This window comes from Streptomyces sp. NPDC005496 (assembly GCF_042872045.1).
In the GTDB taxonomy this organism is placed as follows: Bacteria; Actinomycetota; Actinomycetes; order Streptomycetales; family Streptomycetaceae; genus Streptomyces.
Window position 1 is genome coordinate 245,278 of the sequence record NZ_JBIAJQ010000011.1, and the last position, 22,700, is coordinate 267,977.

Consider the following 22,700-nt stretch of genomic DNA (forward strand, 5'->3'; position numbering starts at 1 on the left):
ACGTTGGGGGACGGACTACGGTGCTTGCGGGGGGGGTGCTGTAGGTGCGCCCGGCTACGACATGACCTGGCCGGGGGTGAGGACCTCGGTGATGCCGCGGGCGGTGAGGTGGTCCTGGTCGGCGGCGCGGCTCGCGAGGACGGTCGTGGGGCGGACGCCGTCGCCGGCCAGCCGCGCGAAGGCCTCGAAGACGGGTCCGCCGGGTGCACAGACCGAGCGGCCCGGCGTGGTGTCCACGACGAGCGCGGTGGTGCGCGGGGCGGGGCGGTGGGTCCGCCGTTCGGCGGCGATCCGGGCGATGACCTCGCCCGCGGGCTTCGTCCGCCGGTCGTTGGTCAACAGGCCGAGCCCGTATTCGAGTTCGGGGAAGTCGGCGAGGCCGCGGCTGACGTCGTGCGAGCACCACCAGGTGACACCCCACAGGTCGGGGCAGTCCAGCGCGTTCGCGACGGTCGCCTCGGTGAAGGCGGCGGCGTGCTCGGCGGGGATCAACGGCGCGGGGGCGCCCACCTCCTGGAGCCAGACGGGCCGGTGCGGGTCGTCCGCCCACGCCTTGGAGAGCTCGACGAGGTAGGCGGCGTGGTGTTCGGTGGCGGTGCCGGTGCGGCCGTGGCGCTGGGCGGTGCCGTTGAACACCCAGGAGTGGACGGCGGTGACCGCGCCGAGCCGTGCCGCGTGGGCGGGTGTGAAGGGCTGGTCGTCCTGGTACCAGGTGGCGTCGTAGGAGGCGTGCAGGTGCAGCTTGCCCGGCGCGCCCTTCTCGCAGGCGCCGAGCAGGGTCAGCAGCCAGGCCTCGGCCTCGGCGGGCGTGACGCGGTCCGGGTCGGGGTGCGGGTCGGCCGCGAACTGGCTGATCTCGTTGCCGACGGTCATGCCGACGAAGTTCGGCCGGTCCGCGAGGGCGGCGGCGAGGGTGCGTACGAACTCCGCCTCCCCCTCCACCACTTGGGGGTCGGTGAAGATGTTCCGCCGGTGCCAGGTCCGGGTCCACGCCGGCAGGTAGTCGAAGCTCGACAGGTGGCCCTGAAGGCCGTCCACGTTGACGTCGAGCCCGCGTTCGGCGGCGGCGTCGGCGAGGGCGACGAGCTGCTCGACCGCGCGCGGGCGGACGAGGGTGCGGTTGGGCTGGAAGTAGGGCCACAGCGGGAAGACCCGGATGTGGTCGAGGCCGAGCCGCGCGATGGAGTCGAGGTCGGCGCGGACGGCGTCGAGGTCGAAGTCGAGCCAGTGGTGGAACCACCCTTCGCTCGGGGTGTAGTTGACGCCGAAGCGCACGGCAGGAGGCATACGGGATCCTTGCGAATCGGGAAGTGGCGGGGAGGTCGGCCGTGAGCACCGCGGGTGCGGCGGGGCTCAGCCCTTGACCGCGCCCTCGCCCACGCCGCGGAAGAAGTACCGCTGGAGGCAGGCGAAGAGGACGATCAGCGGTGCGACGGCGATGATCGTGCCCGCGGCGACGAGCCGTTCGTCGTTGGCGAAGGTGCCGTGCAGGTAGTTGAGGCCGATGGTGAGCGTGAACTTAGACGGGTCGCTCAGCACGATGAGCGGCCACAGGAAGTCGTCCCAGGCGCCCATGAACGCGAAGATCGCGACCACGGCGAGGGTGCCCTTCACCGACGGCAGGGCGATGCGCAGGAACCGCTGCCAGGTGTTCGCCCCGTCGACGACGGCCGCCTCCTCGATCTCGTAGGGGAGGTTGAGGAAGGCGTTGCGCATCAGCAGCACGTTCATCGCGCCGATGCAGCCCGGCAGGACGACACCGATGAGGGTGTTGTTCAGGCCGAGCTCACGCATGGTAGTGAACTGGGCGATGATGATGCCCTCGACGGGGACGAGCATGGCGAGGATGAAGACCAGGGTGGCCGCCGAGCGCCCGCGGTAGCGCAGCCGGGCCAGGGCGTAGCCCGCGAGCGCCGAGCCGACGCAGTTGGTGACGACGTTGGCCGCGGCCACCTTCAGCGAGTTGAGGGCGTAGTCCCACACCGGGATGGTGTCGGCGACCCGGCCGTAGTTGTGCAGGGTCGGGTCGTTGGGCAGGAAGCGGGGCGGCGAGCTGAAGATGTCCTCGGTCGGGCCCTTGAGCGAGGTGGACAGCTGCCAGACGAACGGTCCGACGGTGAGGGCGAGTACGCCCAGCAACAGCAGGTAGCGCAGGGCCAGTTCCCAGGCGCGGACCTGCCGGCCCCGCTCGTCGGTGACGCGCCTCCGGGGGGCGGTCCCGGTGGCGGGCCGCGTCTCGCGGGCCTCGGGGGTCTTCTCGGCGGTGCTCACGCGTCCTCCTTCCGGTCGGCGCGCAGCACGAGCAGCATGAGCGCGACGGTGACGACGAAGACGACGACGGAGATGGCGGAGGCGTAGCCGACCCGGCCGGTCAGGCCGGTGCCGGTGCGCTGGACGAGCATGACGAGGGTGGTGTCCTCGCCCGCCGGGCCGCCGTCCGGGCCCGCCATCAGGTAGACCTCGGAGAACACCTTGAAGGCGGCGACCGAGGAGAGCGCGCCGACCAGCACCATGGTGGAGCGGACGGCGGGCACCGTGACCGTGAGGAAGCGGCGTACCGCGCCCGCGCCGTCCACGGCGGCGGCCTCGTGCAGTTCGCGCGGCACGTTGGCGAGCGCCGCCAGATAAATGATCATGTAGTAGCCGAGGCCCTTCCAGACCGTGACGGCCATGGCGCTCAGCAGGAGCAGCCACTGGTCGCTGAGGAAGCCGACCTTGCCGACGCCGACCGCCTCCAGTAGCGAGTTCACCTGGCCGCGTTCGTCCAGGAGCCACACCCAGATCAGTCCGACCACGACGATGGACGCGACCACGGGGGTGTAGAAGGCCGACCGGAAGAAGGTGATGCCGGGGATGTTCTTCTGGACCAGGAGCGCGAGCAGCAGCGGGAGCAGGACGAGCGCCGGGACGACCCCGACGACGTACAGCGCACTGTTGCGCAGCCCGATCCAGAACATCTCGTCGTGCAGCAGCTCCCGGAAGTTGGCCAGGCCCACGAAGTGGCCCGGGATCAGGGTCCGGCGGTCGGTGAAGGCGTTGACCAGCGTGGAGACGAACGGGTAGAGGATGAACGCGCCCGTGATCAGCAGCCCGGGTGCGGCGAACAGCCAGGGGCTGAAGGGGAGATGGCGTCGCACGCGACGCGGACGCCCGCCCGGCTCCTGCGGCCGCTCGCCGCGTGGACGGCTCACCCGGGACAGGGTGGGACTCGCCATGCCGGTTCAGCCCTGCTGCTGGAGGAGCCGGTCGCAGGCCTTGACAGCGTTGTCAAGAGCTGCTTTCGGGCTCTGCTTGCCCTGGAGCGCCTTGGCGACCTCGTTGCGCAGCGCGGTCTTCATCTGTTCGCTGAACAGCACCGGCGTGTAGTTGACGGCGTTCTTCAGGGACTGCGCGGCGGCGACGCGCACCCGGGTCTCGTCGGTGCCGTCCTGCTCGGTGAAGTACGGGTCGTCGAGCGAGCCGGCGGTGCTCGGGAAGATCGCGACCTTCTTGGCGAAGGACATCTGGTTCTTCGCGTCGGTGACGTAGTGCGCGAAGGCGACCGCGGCCGGCTTCTCCTTGGTGCGCGAGTTCACCATCACGCCCATGACGTACATGTTGACCTTGCCGGTGCTGGTGATCTGGTCCGTGATGCCGATGTTCTTGTAGAGGTTCGGCGCCTGCTTCTTGAAGTTGCCGAGGTCCAGGGCACTGCCGGGGTTCATGGCGACGGCCCCGGTGAGGAACTTCTTGCCCGAGGACTCGGGGGTCGCGGTGAGCGCCTGCGAGTCGAGCGCCTTGGCGTCGTACAACTCCTTGTACTTGGTGAGGAGTTCGACCCCCTTGGCGTCGTTGAACGCGAAGGCGGTGCCTTCCTTGTTCATCAGCTGGACGCCGTAGCGCCCGAAGTCCTCGATGGTGGGCACGTTGGCCAGCGTGGCCACCTTGCCCTTGCTCTTCTTCGCCAACCGGAGGGCGTCGGCGAAGAGTTCGTCGTACGTCTTCGGCGGCTTCGAGGCGTCGAGCCCGGCCTGCTCGAAGAGGCTCTTGTTGTAGAAGAGCGGGCCGGTGTTCAGGTACCAGGGGAACGCGTACGTGCCGGTCATGCCCGGTATCCGATGGCTGGCCCAGGCGCCGTCGAGATACTCCTTCTTGTACTTCGCGGCCGCCTTGTCGAGGTCGAGCGCGAGGCCCGCCTTGGCCAGCGGGGCGACGAGGTCGGGCGAGACGTTGACGACGTCGGGCAGGGTGCCGCCGGCCGCGTCCGCGCTGATCTTGTCGGCGTAGCCCTCGGCGGGCTGGTCGACCCACTTGACGTGCGTGCCGGGGTACTTCTTCTCGAAGTCGGCGATCACGCCCTCGAAGTACGGCTTGAAGTTGGCCCTGAGGTTCCAGGTCTGGAACGTGATGTCGCCTTCGATCTTGCCGGAGGCGTCCGTCGAGCCACTGCCGTCGTCCCCGGAGCCGCAGGCGCTCAGCGGCAGGACGACGGCGACGGTGGCGGCGACAGCGAGGGCTCTGCGGGAGATACGCACGGAAGGGGCTCCTTCGCAGGGGGGATGAACGGGTGCCGTCGCAGACCTTGCACGCAGGTTCCACGGGAAGTCAATGCATTAGCCCGCAGTAAATTCGAAGCGCCCATAAAGCAGCAGGTCAGAGACGCGTGGAAGCGGAACTACAACCAGCCACTAATGCGCTTTAGCTCGTGATCACTCAAGCGCTTTAGTGCGTGCACGTCTGCGGTACGCTGTCGCCCGCAAGCCATGGGAAAGGGGCCAGGTGTGTCAGCGAAGCGATCCCCGGCGCGCCGGCCGACGATGAAGGACATCGCGCAGCGGGCCGGCGTCTCCGAGAGCGCGGTCTCCTTCGCGCTGAACGACCGGCCGGGAGTCTCCGAGGTCACCCGCGACCGGGTGCGTCGGGTGGCCGAACAGCTGGGCTGGCGGCCCAGCACGGCGGCACGGCAGCTCTCCGGCGAGGGCACGGCGACGGTCGGCCTGGTGGTGGCCCGCCCGGCGGACACACTCGGGGTGGACTCCTTCTTCCTGCAGTTGATCTCGGGCATCCAGGAAGTGCTGGCCGAGCGTCATCTCGGCCTGCTCTTCCAGGTGGTGGAGGACGTGGACGCCGAGTGCGCGGTGTACCGGCGGTGGTGGGCCGAGCATCGTGTGGACGGCGTCCTGGTCGTCGATCCGCGCACCGACGATCCCCGGCCGGACCTCCTCGACGAGCTGGGCCTGCCCGCCGTGGTCATCGGCGGCGTCCCCGACGCACGGCACCCCGGGCTGTCCGTCGTGTGGGCGGACGACGCCGGCGCGATGGCCGCCGTCGTCGGCGAGCTGCACTCGCTCGGGCACCGCCGGATCGCGCACATCGCGGGTCTGCCGGGCCTCGCCCACACCGAGCGCCGGATCCGCACGCTGCGCGCCGAGGCCGCCCGGCGCGACCTGCGTGAGGTCCGCTCGGTGACCACGGACTACTCGGACGCGCAGGGCGCGGCCGTCACGCGCCGCGTCCTGGAGCAGGACACCCCGCCGACCGCGCTGGTCTACGACAACGACGTGATGGCGGTCGCCGGAGTGGCCGCCGCGGCCGAGCTCGGCTTCTCGGTGCCGGGGGACGTGTCGGTGGTGGCCTGGGAGGACTCCGCGCTGTGCCGCATGGTCAAGCCGTGGCTGTCGGCGCTCTCCCGCGACACCGTGGAGTTCGGCAGGACGGCGGCGCAGGAGCTGACGGCGCTGCTGGACGGTGGCCCGGCGCGCACGGTGCAGGTCCCGGTGCCCCGGCTGATCGAGCGGGACAGCACAGGGCCCTGCCCGGAGTGACGTCCCGGCGGCGGCGCTCGGACGGCGGGCACGCGTCGTCCGGATTCGTCGCCGTCACCTCTCGACGCGCGGCCTCCTCTGCGGGCACAGTGCTCCTTACTACTCGCGAGTAAGCCCGCCGTGCGCAGCGAGCGGGCCCCTCCGTGCCCGCCGCGCGGCGCACGTACCGACAAGGAGCGCCCGTGACCAGCTGGGCCGGCCGGACCGCCGTCGAGACAGCCGCCGCCGTACGCGAGAAGCGGGTGACGCCCCGCGAGGTGGTGGCCTGGCACCTCGCGCGGATCGAGCGTCTCGACTCCCGGATCGGCGCCTTCCGGACGGTGCGCGTCCAGGCGGCACTGGCCGAGGCCGACGAGGTCGGCTCCCGCCCCGACCTGGCCGGACTCCCCCTGGCGGGGGTCCCGGTGGCGGTCAAGGACAACCTCGCCGTACGTGGTGAGGCGACCCGCAACGGCAGCGCGGCGACGCCGGCGACCCTGGCCGACGAGGACCACGTGACCGTGGCCCGGCTGCGCGCGGCGGGCGCCGTCGTGGTGGGCCTGACGAACGTGCCGGAGCTCTGCGTCTTCGGGACCACGGACGGGGTGCACGGCATCGCGCGCAACCCCTGGGACCTCTCGCGCACGGCGGGCGGCTCGTCGGGCGGCAGCGCGGCGGCGGTCGCGGCCGGCCTGGTCCCGCTGGCGCTCGGCAACGACGGGATGGGCTCGCTGCGGATCCCGGCCGCCCACTGCGGTCTCGTCGGGCTGAAGCCCGGTTTCGGGGTGGTCCCGGCCGGCATCGGGCACGGCGACTGGTTCGGCATGTCGGAGAACGGGCCGCTCGCGACCACCGTCGAGGACGCCCGCCTGATGCTCGCGGTCCTCGCCGGCCCGGACGCGGGCGCGGCGCCCGGCGGCAGCGACGCGGCGGGCCCGAGTATCGCCCTCTCCCTGCGCAGTCCGCTCCTCGGCGTGAGCGTCACCCGGCCGTATACGACGGCGGCACGGGAGGCCGCCGAACTGCTGGCCGGGGCCGGTCACCGGGTACGGCCCGCGGACCCGCCGTACCCGTGGTGGCTCGGAACCACCGCGCTCGCCCACTGGACGGCGGGCACCGCCGTGGACGCCGAGGACCTCGACCCGCGGCGGCTCGCCCGGCGCACCCGGGTCCACGCCGCCGTGGGACGCCGGTTCGTGCGGAGCGTGCGCGCCGGCGACCGGCGCGAGGAACTGCGCCGCCGGCTGGAGCCGTTCTTCGCGGAGCACGACGTGCTGCTGACCCCGGCACTCGCCCGGCGCGGACCGGCCGCGGCGGCCTGGCACGAGCGGGGCTGGCTGCGCAACCTGCTGGCCAACACCGCCTGTTCGCCGCTGACACCGCCGTGGAACCTGACCGGCTGGCCCGCGATGTCCGTCCCGTTCGGCACGCTGCCCTCGGGGGCACCGTGCGCCGTCCAGCTCGTGGCGCGGCCGGGTTCGGAGGGCGTACTGCTCGACGTGGCCGGGCGGTTGGAGGCGCTGCGGCCGTGGCGGCGTACGGCACCGCTCGACGAGTGAGCGGGGCGGGCGGCCGCGGAGTCAGAGGGCCTTGTACATGATGTGCAGTCCCACCAGGCCGTGCCGGGCGTGCTCGTAGGCGTCGGGCACGGTGCCGAGGATCGTGAAGCCGAGCGAAGTCCACAGCCCGACGGCGGGGTTGGTCTCCACCACTGCGTTGAAGACCATGGCGCGGTAGCCGTCCGCCTTCGCGGCGGCGAGGAGGTGCTCGGCGAGCGCGCGGCCGAACCCCTGGCCGGACCGGTCGGGGTCGACCATGAAGCCGGCGTTGGCGATACGGGCGGCGGGGCCGCCGTAGTTGGGCGTGACGTAGGCGGACGCGACGACGGCGCCGGCGTCGTCCTCGACGACGTACACCCGCTTGCCGGGGGCCGTCCACAGAGCGCGGGCGTCCTCCTCGGAGGTGTGCGGGTCCCAGGCGTAGGTCTCGCCGGCGGAGACGATCCGGTGCCAGAACGGCCAGATCCGCGGCCAGTCGTCGGCCGCGGCTTCTCTGATCAGCATGGGCGTGAGTGTTGCACGCCCATGCCGTCAGCTGTCGGGACGGGTCCCCGCGAGGCGCGGGGTGGTCAGTCCACGCTGGGCAGGATATGGGGCTCCGCGAGGTCTTCCTCGTAGCCCGCGAGGCGGATCGGGGCGGACCTGGCCCACACGTCGAGGCTGCCGAGCTTCTTCTCGGGCAGGCCCGCTCGCTCCAGGCGTTCCTTGGAACGTTGATCGAGGTTCGTTTTGTCCGGTGTCACCGCGCACTCCTTATGTGTCGGGTCACCCTCGGGACGTACTGGCTCAGTGTGCTGCTGCGCGCCTGACGCCCGCTCGGGTCTGAGTCGAAGCAGTTCGGACGCGGTGGCGCCGGTAACTCGCGAGAGAGCAGGCCGTGATGACCGGCATGTCCCGGGACGGACCGTGGGTGTGGGTGGGACCCAGGCTGTCTGTCCGTCGGCTACAGAGTAGCCAGATGAGCGGACGTCCGCTCGATGGGGCTGAAAACACGAGGTAACCGTCCTGAGTCGTTCAGCGTCCATCCACCCACGATACGCGGTGATTTGAAACATGCTGCCCCGATTCGCCGCCACCCGTTCGGCCCAGCGGGCGAAAGAAATTGCGGGACAGAACACATCTGCGGGACAGAGGAACCCGGACAGAACAAGCCGGACGACCGGGACGGGCGGGCACGGAACTGGGCCCTACCGCAGGCGCGCAGGGCCGTCCCGGCGGGCCCGGCGGACCGCCGCCGGCACAGCCCGCCGGACGACAGCGGGACGGCCGGCGCCCTGTTGTCTGACGGTCCGTCATGAGACGGTACGCGGATGACGCGGCCGTACGGACTCGACGGCAGGGCCGTCCTCGTCACCGGTGCCTCCCGCGGGATCGGGCGGGCGGTCGCCGAGGAGTTCGCGCGCGCGGGGGCACGGCTGTGCGTCACGGCACGGGACCCGGACGGGCTGCGGCGGACCTGCGAGGAGCTGGGCGCCGTCGGTCTGCCGGGCACGGTCGCGGACCCCGCGCACCTGGCGGCGCTGACGGAGCTGGCGCTGCGGGAGTTCGGACGCCTGGACGTCGTGGTGAACAACGCCGCGACCAACGAACCGTACGGCCCCCTGATGGACGCCGACCCGGACCGCTGGCGCGAGGCGTTCACGGTCAACGTGGAGGCGCCGCTGCGGCTCGTGCGGTGCGCCTGGCGGCTGTGGATGCGCGAGCACGGCGGCTCGGTGGTCAACGTCTGCACCGAGGGCGCCGTCCATCCCGGCCCGCACGTGGGGGCGTACGGCACCAGCAAGGCGGCGCTCCTGCACCTCACCCGGCAGCTCGCGGGCGAACTCGCGCCCCGGGTCCGGGTCAACTCCGTCTCCCCCGGCCTCGTCAGGACCGAGCTTGCCCGCTTCGTCTGGGAGGACTCCGAGGAGGAGATCGCCGCGGGCCTCCCGCTCGGCCGCGTCGGCGAACCGGCGGACGTCGCCCGCGCCGTGGTGTGGCTGGCCTCGGACGCCGCGGACTGGATCACGGGCGCGGACCTGCTGGTGGACGGCGGGACGCGGGTCCGGGCGGCGTACCGGCCGGCGCGGCCCGACCCGGCGGCGTACGCCGTCCACGAGCGCCTGCGGGACCGCGCCCCGCGTCAGCCCTGAGGACTTACCACTTGCCCGGCGCGTAGTCCTTCAGGAAGACGCCGTACAGGTCCTCGCCCTGCTCGCCGCGGACGATGGGGTCGTACACGCGGGCCGCGCCGTCGATGAGGTCGAGCGGGGCGTGGAAGCCCTCGTCCGCGAGCCGCATCTTGTCGGGGTGCGGGCGCTCGTCAGTGATCCAGCCGGTGTCCACGGCGGTCATCAGGATGCCGTCCTTCTGGAACATCTCCTGGGCGCTGGTGCGGGTGAGCATGTTCAGGGCGGCCTTGGCCATGTTGGTGTGCGGGTGGCCCGCGCCCTTGTAGCCGCGGTTGAAGACGCCCTCCATCGCGGAGACGTTCACGATGTAGGTCCGCTCGGCCCGCGACGCCGCCATCGCCGCGCGAAGGCGGCTGATGAGGATGAACGGCGCCGTGGAGTTGCAGAGCTGGACCTCGAGGAGCTCGACCGGCGTGACCTCCTCGACGGACTGGATCCAGCTGTTGGTGTCGTGCAGGTCGGGCACCAGGCCACCGGCGTCGATCGCCGTGCCGGCCGCGATCCGCTCCAGGGAGGCGGAGCCGGAGACCAGCGCGAGGTCGGTCACGTCCTGCGCGGTGAGGGCGCCCCCGCCGGCGACGGGGAGCGCGGAGACGGCACCGGAGCCGAAGGTGCCGATGACCTCGGCCGGGGGCAGCTCACCGGCGGGCAGCGGCCCCGACTCGGCGGCCAACAGCTCGCTGTAGGCGCCCGGGGAACGGCGTACGGTCTGGGCCGCGTTGTTGATCAGGATGTCGAGGGGGCCCTCCGCGGCGACCGAGTCGGCCAGGGCGACGACCTGGGCGGGGTCGCGCAGGTCGATGCCGACGATCTTCAGCCGGCCGATCCACTCGTCGCTGTCGGGCATGGCCTTGAAGCGGCGGATGGCGTCGTTCGGGAACCGCGTGGTGATCGTGGTGTGGGCGCCGTCGCGCAGCAACCGCAGCGCGATGTACATGCCGATCTTGGCGCGGCCGCCGGTGAGCAGGGCGCGCTTGCCCGAGAGGTCGGCGCGGGCCTCACGCCGCGAGCGGTTCTCGGCGGCGCAGGGCTGGCAGAGCTGGTGGTAGAAGTAGTCGACCTCGACGTAGCGCGTCTTGCAGATGTAGCAGGAGCGCGGGCGCTGGAGCACCCCGGCGATCTCGCCGGCGTCCGTCACGGACGAAGGCAGGATGCCTTCCGTCTCGTCGTCGATGCGCTGGGCGGAGCCGGTGGCCGTGGACTCGGTGACCGCCTTGTCGTGGGCGGTCTTGGCGGCCCGGCGCTCCTGGCGGCGGCGCTGTTTGACCGTGCGGTAGATGCCCGCGGTCGCGCGGCGCACCGCGATGGCGTCGGGGTGGTCGACGTCCAGCTTGTCGAGTTCTTCGAGCACGCTCAGGCAGACGGCGAGACGTTCCGGGTCGACGCCCGGGCCCCATGACACCTCCGCGATGTCCGTGGCACCCGCCTGGCTGTCCTCTGTCACCGTCATCGCCGCTGTGTTCCTCGTGTCACTCGTGCACGCGTGCCCGGACGGCCGCGGCGGTTCCCAAAAGGCGGCACCCTATACGCTGCTCGATACATCCCGCCAGCTCGCGAGCATACTGACGCGGCGGGTGTCAGCAAAATGGCCGCATGTCACCCGCCTGCGCGCGGGGCCCCCGCGAGAGGTCAGCTCCGGCCGTCAGCGGCCCTGGGCGCGCTCGCCTCGACGAGTTCGGCGATCTCCTCGTGCAGGGCGCGGGCCAGCACCTCCAGGTCGGGCACGGCCTTCGCGTCGGCGACCAGCCCGTAGTGGACGCGCCCGCGGAACGTCGAGACGGCGACCGCCAGGGACTGCCCGCGCGCCAGGGGCGCGAGCGGGAAGACGGCGGTGAGCGGGCAGCCGCCGAGTCGCAGGCCGAGGCTGGGCAGCGGCACGCTGGTGACGAGGATGTCGAAGAGCAGCCGGGCCGCCTGGCCGACAACGGGTCCGCTGAGCCGGTGCCCGAGGGGCGGCACGTGGTCGGCGAGCAGCGCGACGGCTCCCGCGCCCCGGTGTGGTCCGGCGTCCTTGTTCCGGTCCATGGCCGTGCGCACCGCGCGCAGCCGGCCGAGCGGGTCGGGGTCGTCGACCGGGAGCCGTATGAGGTAGCCCGACAGGCGGTTGCCCTGCGGGTGGGCGGTGCGCGGGCGCCGCCTGGACACCGGGATCAGCGCCCGGGGCGTGACGCCCTCGCTGCCGTCGCCCCGCTCGTCGAGCCAGCGCCGCAGCGCGCCGGCCACGACCGCGATGAGGACGTCGTTCACGGTGCCGCCCACGCTCTTGCGGACGCGGTGCACCTCGTCGAGGTCGATGACGACGCCCGCGGTGCGGCGGGTGCCGGTGGCCTCGGAGGTCAGGGCGGGCGAGGAGCGGACGTCCCAGGTGGCGCGGGCGACGGACGCGCCGATGTCGAGGGCCCGGCCCAGGTCGGAAAGGGTGCCGCGGAGGAGTCCGGGCAGCTCGCGCACGTCGGGGAGCAGGCTCCGGGCGGGCGCGGCGGGGCGCGGCCGGGGTTCCGGCATGTCCGTCGGGTCCATCAGGGCGGCGCCGAGCATGAGCGCACGCAGCCCGTCGGCGAGGGCGTGGTGGAACTTGAAGAGGACGGCGAACGACACCCCGTCCTCGCCGGGCAGCACGTGGGCCTCCCACGGCGGCCGGCCGCGTTCGAGCGGGCGTTCCATGAGCCTGCCCGCGACCGTGTGGAAATCCGCCGTGGGCGCGTGCAGCCGAACGTGTTGCAGCGGGTCGAAGTCGGGCACGGGCTCGCGCGTCGCCCCGCCGAAGGCGAGCGGGAAGGAGAGCGGCTGCCACAGGTCGCGGATCCGCATGCGCAGCCCCGGCACGGCGGCCGCGCGGGACGCGAGGAGGTCCGCCGCGTGCGCGCCCGCGGTGGGCGAGCGGGCCGCGAAGACCCCGAGGGCACCGAGGTGCATGGGGTGCTCGGCGGACTCGATGTTCCAGAACGCCAGGTCGAGGGGTGCGAGCAGGTCAGAGGTCAAAGGCTTGCTCTCGCGTCGACGGACGGGTGCACAAGCAGTCAACCCCTGACAGGCGATTACGGTCAAGTACGATCAAGCTACGCTCAGTTAACAGCAGATTACGTCCCGCCCCTCGAGGAGGGGCGGGACGCAGGCGCCGCGGGAGGTGTGCGGGGTCAGTTCAGGGCGGGCGGTGCCGCCTCTTCGGACGTCCCCCATCCGGACGGTTCGGTGCCGACGGTGAAGGCGAGCGAGCGCATGTCGCGCAGCCCGTCCGTCGTCAGATACGTGCGGTCGTAGCCGTCGCCGTCCACGCGCGCCGACTGGATGTACCGGGCGTCGTCGGAGGTACCCGGCGCCGTCACCGTGAGGGCGCCGCGCGGGTAGTAGCGCCGGTCCAGGGTGAGGTCGACCCGCTCGAAGACGGGGGTGGACAGGCCCCAGCTGTCGTAGCCGGGCTGCACCGGGAAGACACCGATGGACGACAGGACGTTCCAGGCGGACATCGTGCCCAGGTCGTCGTTGCCCGTCATGCCGGTCGGCGTGTCGGTGAACAGGGTGAGCGCCGCGTGCACCACGTCCGTGGTCTTCCACGGCTCACCCGTGGACAGGTACGTGTACGGGGCGATCAGGTCCGGCTCGTTCTGCGGGTTGTACTTGTCGGCGTTGTAGTAGTCGTAGGGACCGTTGACCCACACCTCGCGTGCCGTCTTCGCGGGGTCCTTCAGCAGCTCCTCGTAGGCGAAGAACGAGTCGAGCCGTTCATTGGCCGCCTGCTTGCCGCCGATCAGGTCCACCATGCCCGGCAGGTCCTGCGGGACGAGCCACTGGTACTGCCAGGACGTGCCCTCGTGGAAGCCCTCGCTCCGGGCCGGGTCCTCCGGTCCGGTGAAGGCGCCGGCGGCGTCCCGCGCGCGGAAGAACCCGGTCGAGTCGTCGAAGATCTTCCGGTAGTTCTGCGCCCGTCCGGCGTAACGCGCGGCGTCCGCCTCGTGCCCGAGGTCGCGCGCCATCTCGGCCAGCATGGCGTCCGACAGGGCGTACTCCAGGGTCGCGGACGCTCCGTGGTCGTAGTCCGAGTCGCCGGGCTTCACGTGCGGGCGCCCCTTGACGTAGGGCGCGAAGCCGTTCGCCAGGTACTCCTTGTTGGCCTCGCGGCCGACGGCGGGCGAGTCGGCGGGCGGCACCCCGTCGGCGTTCTTCCTCAGCGCGCGGTAGGCCCGCTCCTCGTACCCCTTGAGCAGCCCCTGCTGGTAGGCGTTGGTGAGGAAGGGGGTGACGGGGTCGCCGGTCATGATGTTGGTCTCGACCGTGCCGTAGCCCCACTTGGGCAGCCAGCCGCTCTCCTCGTCGATCCTGACGACCGAGATCGCCATGTCGCGGGCCTCACGCGGCGCGAGCAGGGACAGCAGTTGCGACTGGGTGCGGTAGGTGTCCCACAGCGACCAGTTCTGGTAGTACGTGAACCCCTTCGCGCGGTGGATCCGCTGGTCCCAGCCGGTGTAGCGGCCGTCGGCGTCGCTGCCGATGTTGGGCGCGAGGAACGACCGGTACAGGGAGGAGTAGAACGTGCGGCGCAGGGTGTCGCCGCCGCCCTTCACCCGTACGTCGTCGAGCCGGTCCTCCCAGGAACGGTGGGCCGCCGCGCGCACCGCGTCGAAGGAACGGCCGCCCTCGGAGCGGAGGTTGAGCGCGGCGCCCCGCGCGTCCACGTACGACAGGGCGGTGGTCGCCTCGACCGTGCGGTCGCCGGTGGTGTCGAAGCGGACGAAGGCGCCGTTGCGTCCGGTGCTCACCGACTTCCTGGAACCCGTGGTGACGGTGTCGCCGTTCCAGGTGCCGGAGGTCTCGAAGGGCCGGTCGAAGCGGGTGACCGTGTAGACGGTGTAGGGCTTCGTGTCCTGGCAGAAGCCGCTGCCGGTGATCGCGGTGCGCACCGTCCGGTTGTCGAGGATCTCGACCTCGGTGGTGATCCCCCGGTGCAGCGACTGGCCCGCGTTCAGCAGGACGTTGGCCTTGTCGGTCGCCGGGAAGGTGTACCGCTGCACGCCGGTGCGTTCCGTGGCGGTCAGCTCGGCCTCGATGCCGGTCTTCAGGCCGACCCGGTAGTAGCCGGGGGTGGCGCTCTCGTCGTCGTGGCCGAACTCGGCCTGGTACGCGGCGTAGTCGGTCCGCGTGACGTCCCCGGTCGTCGGCAGCACGGGCAGGTCGCCGCCGAGGCCGCAGCCGACGCCCGACAGGTGGACGAGGGAGAAGCCGCGGATGTGGTCGTGCGAGTAGTCGTAGCCGGTGTTGTGGCCGGTGTCCGGCGAGAACTGCACCATGCCGAACGGGACCGCGGCCCCCGGATAGGTGTTGCCCTCGTTCTCCGTACCGATGAAGGGATTGACCAGGTCGGTCAGCGGGCCGGCCTGCCGGTCCGCCGCCTGGGCGGCCGGTGCGGCGAGGGAGCCGCCGAGCAGTGCGGCGGCGGCGACCGCCATCCCCGCACCGCGTAGCCGTTGGGTCCATCTCATGGGCGGGAACGCCTCCTCAGCTTGGACAACGTTGTCAAGCGCACAGCGCGCTCATTCTTCGTCGTGTACGTGTACTCGTCAAGAGTCGCGGCCGGGCCCGCCCCGCGGTCGGTCGGACGAGCCCGGTCGTGCGAGGTCAGAGGAAGCGCCAGAGGTGGTCGTCCGTGCCGTTGTCCTCGAACTGCACCACCTGGGCGCTGTTCTGCGTCGACATGCCGTCCACCCCCAGCACCTTGCCGCTGTGCCGGTTGCGCACCAGGAACCAGCCGTCGCCCCGGTCATCGAAGGCCCACAGGTGGTCCTCGGTCCCGTTGTCCTCGAACTGCACCACCCGGGCGCTGTTCGCGGTCGACATGCCGTCCACCCCCAGCACCTTGCCGCTGTGGCCGTTGCGGACCAGGAACCAGCCGTCGCCCCGGTCGATCCGCTGCCACGCGTGGTCGCCCGTACCGGAGTTGTCGAACTGGACCACCCGGGCGCTGTTCACCGTGGACATGTTGTCCACCGCCAGCACCTTCCCGCTGTGCTTGTTCTGGATGCGCCGGAAGGCGGGCTCCGGCGTCCACGGCTTCCCCTCCGGCGCGGCCGTCGGGAAGGACGTGATCCGCAGCCGCGCCGCGCCCATCGGGATCAGCGTGACGCTCTCCACGGGCGCGTCGCTGTGCGCCGGACTCTGCTGGAGGGGCGTGACCACCCGCTCGTCGTCCGCGACCCATTCGGGGATGCGGCGCGCCTGCGCGGTGATGCGGACCGGGCTGGTGGCGTGGGTGAACGGATTGCCCGCGACCGGTCCGTCCGCCCGCCGGAGGTCGAGCGAACCGCCGGGTACGAGGCCGTAGTTCCAGGGGCTGGTGGCGTGGACGTCGTACTCGGGAAAGGTCTCGCTCCCGGCGGTGCGGACGTACTCCTCGCCGATCCGCAGCGCGTAGGTGAGGGGTCCGTGGTCGACGCTCACGGAGTCGTGGTTGCCGTGCCAGGTGCGCAGGGTGGTGCGCTGCGGCAGGCGCAGCGTCACGGTGTCGCCGTCGGCCCAGGTGCGGTCGACGCGGACGAACGCCGGTCCGCTCGGGGCCGGCACGGAGCGCCCGTTCACCTGGAGGGCGGGCGTGGTGCACCAGCCCGGGATCCGCAGCAGCAGGGGGAAGGCGACGCGGCGCGGGGTGCCCATCGTGAAGGTGACCGTCTCGCCGAAGGGGTAGTCGGTGTCCTCGGTCACCGTGACGGTCGTGCCGCCGGCGACCCGCGCCTCGACCCGGCAGGGTGCGTACATGGCGGCGGCCAGCCCCCGGTCGGGTGTGGCCAGCCACAGCTCCTCGGTGAAGTAGGGCCAGCCCATGCCGTAGTTGTGCGGGCAGCAGCGGTACTGGTCGACGCCCGGCTGGTACGCCTGCATGGCGAAGCCGTTCTGGAACTGCCCTTGCGTCTTGCGGGAGTTGTCCAGGTCGACGCTGTTGGCGCTGGTGACGTAGTGCACCGCGCGGCCCTCGGGGTCGAGGGAGGCGGGCAGCAGGTTGAAGGCGAGGTCCTCGCAGCGGTCCGCCCAGACGGGGTCGCCGGTGATCCGGGTGAGCAGCTCGTGGCTGGCCATGAACTCGACGATTCCGCAGGTCTCGAAGCCCTGCCGGGGGTCGCCGAAGCCGGGCCTGAGGTTCTCGTCGCCGGCGATCCCGCCCCCGGGGAACTGACCGTAGGCGCGCATGACTTGGTCGTACATAAGGTAGGTGGCCCGGGTCAGCTCGTCGGCTCCGGAGCACTGGGCGTACTGGGCCGGTTCACGGAAGCCCTGCGCGATGTTGACGTTGTGCGGGGTGGGCAGCTCGCCGGTCCAGTCGGCGCCGTAGGCGTGCATCTTGTCGACCAGGTCGAGCAGGAAGGCGTCCCCTGTGCGGCGGTGGAGCCACAGGGCCACGTCGATGCCGTCGCCCCACCGCAGGGAGACCCAGCTGGTGTCGAACGCGCCGCGTCCCTGGGCGTTCACGAACCGCAGGAAGCGGGTGAGGAAGGGCACGACGCGCCGGTCGTGCGCGTACTCCTCGTAGCTGCGCAGGGCTTGGAGCAGCGGGAGGAAGGGCCAGAAGTCGGGGCCCCCGTTCAGCGAGGTGCGCAGGGCGCGGGGGCCGAAGAAGCCCTCGCTCTGCTGGGTGGCGAGGATCGCGTCGATCCAGCGGCGGGCCGCGTCGAGGGCCGCGGAGTCCCGGGTGGCGATGGCGAGGGGGACGTATCCGCGCAGCCAGTAAGGGAGTTCCTCCCAGCCGGCGTTCTCCGGGTGCGTCCAGCCGCTCGTGGCGGGGTCGAGGAAGTGCGAGCGCTCGGCGTAGCGGCCGCACAGGCCCGCGAGTTGGAGCCGCAGCTGGCCGTCGAGCCATCCGCGGGCGGTGATGCTGCCGGGTGGCAGCCGGGTGAAGGCGTCGGGCAGGACACCGTCGGCCCGGCCGGCCGCGGTGGCCGGCGCGGTGGCGCCGAGGGCGAGCGCGCCCAGCGTCAGGGAGCCGGTCCGCAGGAAGTGACGTCTGCCGAGGGGCATGGGGATGCTCCTGTCGGGAGGTGACTGGTCGGGGGCCGCGCCGGTCGGGCACGGTCCGCCCCTGTGGGAGGGCGGACCGTGCCGTCGACCCGTCGGCGGGCCGGGGGCGGGACGCTCACCGGGGAGGCGGGGAGGCGGGGAGGTGCCGCCCGGTGAGCGCCCTCGCCGTCAGGAGCAGCCCGCCGGCGCCGGCTGCGACGCGCCGCCGATCAGCGCCTCATGGGCCGCCTTGAGCCGCCGCACGTCGGGCTTGACCACCTTGCGGTCGTACGTCACCAGGCCGTTCAACTCGCCCTCCACGTCGGAGATCTGGGTGTAGACGGCGCCGTTGCCTCCCTTGCAGGTCAGCTTCTGCACCTCGGCGAGCCGGGCGAGGTAGTCGTCCGTGTACGTCGAGGGGTCCACGTCCACGTACGACTGCTGCACCGACCAGGCGTGACCGGGCACCGCCAGGCCGAGACCGCCGTACTCGCCGCTGACCAGGGCCCGTTCACCGTCCGGGTGGGGTGGCAGCGCCGGGCTCGGGTAGCCGTGCTCGTCGATGATGTCGCCGGTGCCGCCGTCGACCCCGAGGTTGATGCCCGACATGCTGTTGACCAGCCGGGTCGGGTCCCAGGACTTGGCCTGGTCGGCGATGCGGGCCTCGTCGTACTGGCCCCAGCCCTCGTTGAAGGTCACCCACATCACGATCGACGGGCTGCTGATGTGCTCGTCGATCATCTGCTTCATCTCGCGCTCGTACTCGGCGCGGGACGCGGCGTCCGGGTTCACGCCCGCTGTCATGGCGGGCATGTCCTGCCACACCAGCAGGCCGAGCCGGTCGGCCCAGTAGAACCAGCGGTCCGGTTCCACCTTGATGTGCTTGCGGACGGAGTTGAAGCCCATCCGCTTGTGCAGCTTCAGGTCGTACGCGAGCGCCTCGTCGGTCGGGGCGGTGTGCAGTCCGTCCGGCCAGAAGCCCTGGTCGAGGGTGGCCATCATGAAGACGGGCTTGCCGTTGAGGACGGTGCGCGGGGTGCCGCCCACCTTCTCCACGGCGATGGACCGCATCCCGAAGTAGCTGCCGACGCGGTCGCCGCCGACGCTCACCTTCAGGTCGTACAGGAACGGGTCGTCGGGCGACCACAGGTGCGGGTCGTCGATCTTCAGGACCAGCGGCTGCCCGGTGCGTCCCCGGACCGTGGCGACCTTGTGCTTCCCGGCGTACGCCGTCGCCGTGACCGCGAGTCCGTCGCGGACGCCCTCGGTCTCGACGGTCAGCCGGCTCCTGGCCACGTCGGGGACGAGCTTGAGCGCGTCGACGTGGTCCGCCGCGACCGGCTCCATCCACACCGTCTGCCAGATGCCGGAGGACGGGGTGTACCAGATGCCGCTCGGGTCCAGGCGCTGCTTGCCCACCGGCGGGTTCTCGCCGCCCTGCGCGTCGGTCGGGTCGTAGACGCCGACGATCAGCTCCTGGGTGCGGCCGGGCTTCAGCGCGTCGGTGATGTCGGCGCTGAACTTGTCGTAGCCGCCCTTGTGTTCGGCGACCTTCGTGCCGTTCACGTAGACCTCGGACCGCCAGTCGACGGCGCCGAAGTTGAGCCGCAGCCGCTTGCCGGAGCCGACCTTCCAGTCGGCCGGGACGGTGAAGGTGCGGCGGTACCACATGCGGTCCTCGTGCCGTTCGATCCCGGAGAGCTGGGACTCCACCGGGTACGGGACGAGGATCTTCTCGGCGAGGTTCCGGCCCACCGGCGGCTGCTCGCCCGCCTTGGCGGAGGCGAACTGCCACGAGCCGTTGAGGTTGCGCCAGGCGTCGCGGGTGAGCTGCGGCCGGGGGTACTCGGGCAGGGCGTTGCGCGGCCCGACGTCGTCCGCCCACTTGGTCCGCAGTTCGTACGTGGAGTGGTTGGGGCCGCTGCTCCAGAACGCGTTGACAACGTTGCCGTCGGCTCCGAGCAGGCCGCCCTGGCCGTCGTAGCGCAGGTCCGCGGTGCCGCGGGCGGTGCCGGTCTTGTTGCCGACGACCGGTTCCTTCAGCGCGATGTTCAGGGCCTTGGGGTCGGACCGGTCCAGCGTGGCCTTGCCGAGCGGCCACTTGGCGCCGCCGATGACGGCCTCCACGTGGTCGGTGAGGCCGGCGGGCGGTGCCTTCAGCTTCTGCGCGAAGTCGAGGCGGAGCGTGCGGCCGTCCTTGAGGACCGTGGTGCTGATGGCGCCGTCGTAGTCGTAGCCCGCGGGCAGGCGCAGCGCCGACTGCGGCACGGCCTCCTTGGTGCCGCCGGGTTCGGTCCAGCGCAGGTGGAGGTTGGAGCCGCCGAAGTGCTCGAAGTACTCGACCTTGATGTCGTAGGCGCGTCCGGCGGTGAGGTCCACGGGGGCCGAGGTCTGCTCGCGGTCCCAGTCGTCGACCCAGTGGTCGATGACCGGTTTCCCGTCGATCCACAGCCGGAAGCCGTTGTCGCCGGTGATCGCGAAGGTGTGGGCGCCGGTCTTCTCCGGCACGATCCGGCCGGTCCAGCGGACGTTGACGTCGTCCGACTGTCCGGTGGCGAAGTCCAGGCGCGGCTCCAGGTTGTCGAAGTCGAGGTGGGTGTCGAAGCCGGTGGCCTTGAGCTCGTGGAAGTCGAAGGCTCCGGGGGCGGACTGGGTGTAGTACTCGCCCTTGAGCCCGTGGACCTCGACGGGGTCGTCGGCGGCGGTCGCGGCCGGGGTGGCGGTGAGTCCCGCCATCCCGAGCGTTGCCGCGAGCAGGAAGGCCATTCGGATTCTGAGTCGTCTGATGCGCACGGATCCTCCTTGCTGAGGAAGGGTGGCGGCTCGGTGCTTCAGTCTGTACAACGTTGGAAGGAACGGCAGTTGGCATGAGAGCACGGCTCCCGGCCGCTGTCCAGGGTCATGACAAACGCCCCGGTGAGAGGGGCGTACATCGATGCGGAGGAGATCCCTTGCGGGTCAGCCTGAAGGACGTCGCGGAGCGCGCCGGCGTCTCGATCAAGACGGTCTCGAACGTCGTGAACAACTATCCGCACGTCACTCCCGCCATGCGGGCCAAGGTCCAGGAGGCCATCGACGAGCTGGGCTACCGCCCCAATCTGACGGCTCGCCACCTGCGCAAGGGCCGTACGGGCATCATCGCGCTGGCCGTGCCCGAGCTCGGCAACCCGTACTTCGCGGAGCTGGCCGGCGCCGTCATCGACGCCGCCGCCGAGCACGAGTTCACCGTGCTGCTCGACCACACCCGCGGCGACCGTGAGCAGGAGGTGCTGGTCAGCCAGGGCTTCCGCGCCAACGTGATCGACGGTCTGATCCTGAGCCCGCTGGAGCTGGAGGCCGAGGACCTGCGGTCCCGCACCGACGACGTGCCGCTGGTGCTGCTCGGCGAGCGGGAGTACGACCTGCCCTACGACCACATCGCCATCGACAACGTGGCCGCGGCCCGCGCCGCCGTTCGGCATCTGCTGAGCCGCGGGCGGACGAGGATCGCCTACCTGGGCGCCCGCACCGACTCGGCCAACCGGCCCGCCCATCTGCGCCTCGCCGGCTGGCGCGCGGAGCTGGCGGCGGCCGGGGTGCCCGCTCCCGAGGAGCTGGTGGTGCCGGTCGGCGGCTGGGACCGGGACGAGGGCGCCCGCGCGATGGCCCGGGTGCTGGACTCGGGGGTGCGCCCGGACGCGGTGTTCGCGTACAACGACCTGGTCGCGATCGGTGCGATGAGAGTGCTGCACGAGCGCGGGCTGAGGGTCCCGTGGGACGTGGCGGTGGTCGGGTTCGACGACATCGCCGAGGGCCGGTTCGGGGCGGTCACGCTGACCACGATCTCGCCGGACAAGCAGGCCATCGCGCGGATGGCCGTGGCCTCGCTGCTGCGCAGCCTGTCGGGCCGAACGGACCCCGGCGGGCGTGAACTCACCGCCGAGTTCAGGCTCGTTGAGCGGGAGAGCACGCTGGGCCGGCGCTGACGGGATTTCGGACAGAAGGCTTTACAGCCTCCTTCCAACGATGTAAAAACCTCCCCTGAACGACGTGCACGCAGAGTTGACCGCAAGAGCCGAACATCCCCGGGAGCGCTCTCAGCGCCGGGGCCGCGCCGTTTGGGGACTCCATGAAGCCGACCGCATTCCTCCGCCGCACCTCCGTCCGGACCCTCCTCGCCACCGGCCTCGTCACGAGCCTCGCGCTCGTCTCCGGATGCGCCAAGTCCGAGGACGACGACGGGAAGGACAAGAACTCCACCAGCCAGGGCGACTCCGGCCAGGTCGTCGCCTCGCCCGACGCCGGCTCCGGACCGACCTGCGCCATCGACGCCTACGGCGGCAAGAAGATCGACCTCAAGACCGCCACCGTCGGCTTCTCCCAGTCCGAGAAGGAGGCCAACCCCTTCCGTATCGCGGAGACGGCCTCCATCAAGGCCGAGGCCAAGAAGCGCGGCGTGAAACTGCTGACGGCCAACGCCCAGTCGCAGTTCTCCAAGCAGATCAGCGACGTCCAAGACCTCATCGCCAAGGGCGCCGACCTCCTGGTCATCGCACCGCTCAACTCCGACGGCTGGGAACCGGTGCTGCGCTCCGCCTCCGCCAAGCACATCCCGATCGTCACCATCGACCGCAAGATCAACGCCACCGCGTGCAAGGACTACGTGAGCTTCATCGGCTCGGACTTCGTCGAGCAGGGCAAACGGGCCGCGGACCGCATGATCGAGGCCACCGGCGGCAAGGGCGACATCGCCATCCTGCTCGGCGCGGCCGGCAACAACGTGACGACCGAGCGCACCAAGGGCTTCGAGGACCGCGTCAAGGAGAAGGCGCCCGGTCTCAAGGTCGTCTTCAAGCAGACCGGTGAGTTCGCGCGCGAGAAGGGCCAGTCGGTCACCGAGAACCTCATCCAGTCCAAGCCCGGCATCACCGGTATCTACGCCGAGAACGACGAGATGGGCCTGGGCGCCGTCAACGCCCTCAAGGGTGCCGGGAAGAAGCCGGGCGCCGTCAAGATCGTGACGATCGACGGCACCCGCAACGCCGTCCAGGGCATCGTCGACGGCTGGATCGACGGGGTCATCGAGTCCAACCCGCGCTTCGGGCCGCTCGCCTTCCAGACCCTGGACACCTTCACCAAGGGCGACAAGGTCGCGCAGGACGTCGTCATCCAGGACAGCGCCTACACCACCGACAACGCCGAGTCGGACCTGGGCAAGGCCTACTGAC

General features: G+C 71.4%; 16 protein-coding genes. 5 read left to right on the forward strand and 11 right to left on the reverse strand.

The features are described from left to right. Positions 1-54: 54 nt before the first annotated feature. The 4 genes from ACFYQQ_RS30705 to ACFYQQ_RS30720 all read right to left on the reverse strand — a co-directional run bounded on the left by ACFYQQ_RS30705 (position 55) and on the right by ACFYQQ_RS30720 (position 4,514). Positions 55-1,287: a glycosyl hydrolase gene (locus ACFYQQ_RS30705; protein WP_355781725.1), complete on the reverse strand. Its 1,233-nt coding sequence runs from the start codon at positions 1,285-1,287 to the stop codon at positions 55-57. Positions 1,288-1,353: 66 nt separating this feature from the next. After that, positions 1,354-2,271, reverse strand: coding sequence for a carbohydrate ABC transporter permease (locus tag ACFYQQ_RS30710; RefSeq protein WP_355781727.1), 918 nt, complete (start codon positions 2,269-2,271; stop codon positions 1,354-1,356). After that, on the reverse strand, positions 2,268-3,215 hold the full coding sequence (locus ACFYQQ_RS30715) for a sugar ABC transporter permease (RefSeq protein ID WP_355781730.1): 948 nt from the start codon (positions 3,213-3,215) through the stop codon (positions 2,268-2,270). The genes ACFYQQ_RS30710 and ACFYQQ_RS30715 overlap by 4 nt, the downstream gene beginning before the upstream one ends. 6 nt (positions 3,216-3,221) lie before the next feature. Beyond that, positions 3,222-4,514, reverse strand: a complete 1,293-nt coding sequence (locus ACFYQQ_RS30720) for a sugar ABC transporter substrate-binding protein (RefSeq protein ID WP_355781733.1) — start codon at positions 4,512-4,514, stop codon at positions 3,222-3,224. A 246-nt stretch (positions 4,515-4,760) separates the two neighbouring features. On the opposite strand from ACFYQQ_RS30720, the gene ACFYQQ_RS30725 reads away from it, so the two are divergent. Next, positions 4,761-5,804 carry a LacI family DNA-binding transcriptional regulator gene (locus ACFYQQ_RS30725; RefSeq protein ID WP_356165242.1) on the forward strand — a complete coding sequence of 348 codons (1,044 nt, stop codon included), beginning with the start codon at positions 4,761-4,763 and terminating at the stop codon, positions 5,802-5,804. Positions 5,805-5,986: 182 nt separating this feature from the next. Next, positions 5,987-7,342, forward strand: a complete 1,356-nt coding sequence (locus ACFYQQ_RS30730; protein ID WP_388905924.1) for an amidase — start codon at positions 5,987-5,989, stop codon at positions 7,340-7,342. A 21-nt stretch (positions 7,343-7,363) separates the two neighbouring features. Here ACFYQQ_RS30730 and ACFYQQ_RS30735 read toward each other — a convergent pair whose 3' ends face one another. Together ACFYQQ_RS30735 and ACFYQQ_RS30740 are read right to left on the reverse strand one after the other, a co-directional pair. Continuing rightward, the gene (locus ACFYQQ_RS30735; protein WP_355794532.1) at positions 7,364-7,846 is read right to left on the reverse strand and encodes a GNAT family N-acetyltransferase; all 483 of its coding nucleotides are present in this window, start codon (positions 7,844-7,846) and stop codon (positions 7,364-7,366) included. A 65-nt stretch (positions 7,847-7,911) separates the two neighbouring features. Then, entirely contained in the window at positions 7,912-8,085 is a 174-nt protein-coding gene (locus ACFYQQ_RS30740) for a hypothetical protein (RefSeq protein WP_355794534.1), read from the reverse strand. Positions 8,086-8,652: 567 nt separating this feature from the next. Here ACFYQQ_RS30740 and ACFYQQ_RS30745 point away from each other — a divergent pair. Then, positions 8,653-9,474: an SDR family oxidoreductase gene (locus ACFYQQ_RS30745; RefSeq protein WP_356241669.1), complete on the forward strand. Its 822-nt coding sequence runs from the start codon at positions 8,653-8,655 to the stop codon at positions 9,472-9,474. A gap of 4 nt (positions 9,475-9,478) precedes the next feature. Here ACFYQQ_RS30745 and ACFYQQ_RS30750 read toward each other — a convergent pair whose 3' ends face one another. The 5 genes from ACFYQQ_RS30750 to ACFYQQ_RS30770 form a co-directional block, all read right to left on the reverse strand. Continuing rightward, positions 9,479-10,963 carry an SDR family NAD(P)-dependent oxidoreductase gene (locus ACFYQQ_RS30750; protein ID WP_355791639.1) on the reverse strand — a complete coding sequence of 495 codons (1,485 nt, stop codon included), beginning with the start codon at positions 10,961-10,963 and terminating at the stop codon, positions 9,479-9,481. A gap of 179 nt (positions 10,964-11,142) precedes the next feature. After that, entirely contained in the window at positions 11,143-12,495 is a 1,353-nt protein-coding gene (locus ACFYQQ_RS30755) for a wax ester/triacylglycerol synthase family O-acyltransferase (protein WP_356165229.1), read from the reverse strand. A gap of 155 nt (positions 12,496-12,650) precedes the next feature. Then, positions 12,651-14,990 carry a GH92 family glycosyl hydrolase gene (locus ACFYQQ_RS30760; protein ID WP_356165226.1) on the reverse strand — a complete coding sequence of 780 codons (2,340 nt, stop codon included), beginning with the start codon at positions 14,988-14,990 and terminating at the stop codon, positions 12,651-12,653. 136 nt (positions 14,991-15,126) lie between these two features. After that, positions 15,127-17,514 carry an RICIN domain-containing protein gene (locus tag ACFYQQ_RS30765; RefSeq protein WP_355791441.1) on the reverse strand — a complete coding sequence of 796 codons (2,388 nt, stop codon included), beginning with the start codon at positions 17,512-17,514 and terminating at the stop codon, positions 15,127-15,129. 168 nt (positions 17,515-17,682) lie between these two features. Further along, positions 17,683-20,286: a PA14 domain-containing protein gene (locus tag ACFYQQ_RS30770; RefSeq protein WP_356165221.1), complete on the reverse strand. Its 2,604-nt coding sequence runs from the start codon at positions 20,284-20,286 to the stop codon at positions 17,683-17,685. A gap of 158 nt (positions 20,287-20,444) precedes the next feature. Here ACFYQQ_RS30770 and ACFYQQ_RS30775 point away from each other — a divergent pair, with 158 nt between their 5' ends. Then, the gene (locus ACFYQQ_RS30775; protein WP_355784804.1) at positions 20,445-21,458 is read left to right on the forward strand and encodes a LacI family DNA-binding transcriptional regulator; all 1,014 of its coding nucleotides are present in this window, start codon (positions 20,445-20,447) and stop codon (positions 21,456-21,458) included. Positions 21,459-21,601: 143 nt separating this feature from the next. Further along, on the forward strand, positions 21,602-22,699 hold the full coding sequence (locus tag ACFYQQ_RS30780; protein WP_388905933.1) for an ABC transporter substrate-binding protein: 1,098 nt from the start codon (positions 21,602-21,604) through the stop codon (positions 22,697-22,699). The last annotated feature ends 1 nt before the right edge of the window (position 22,700 follow it).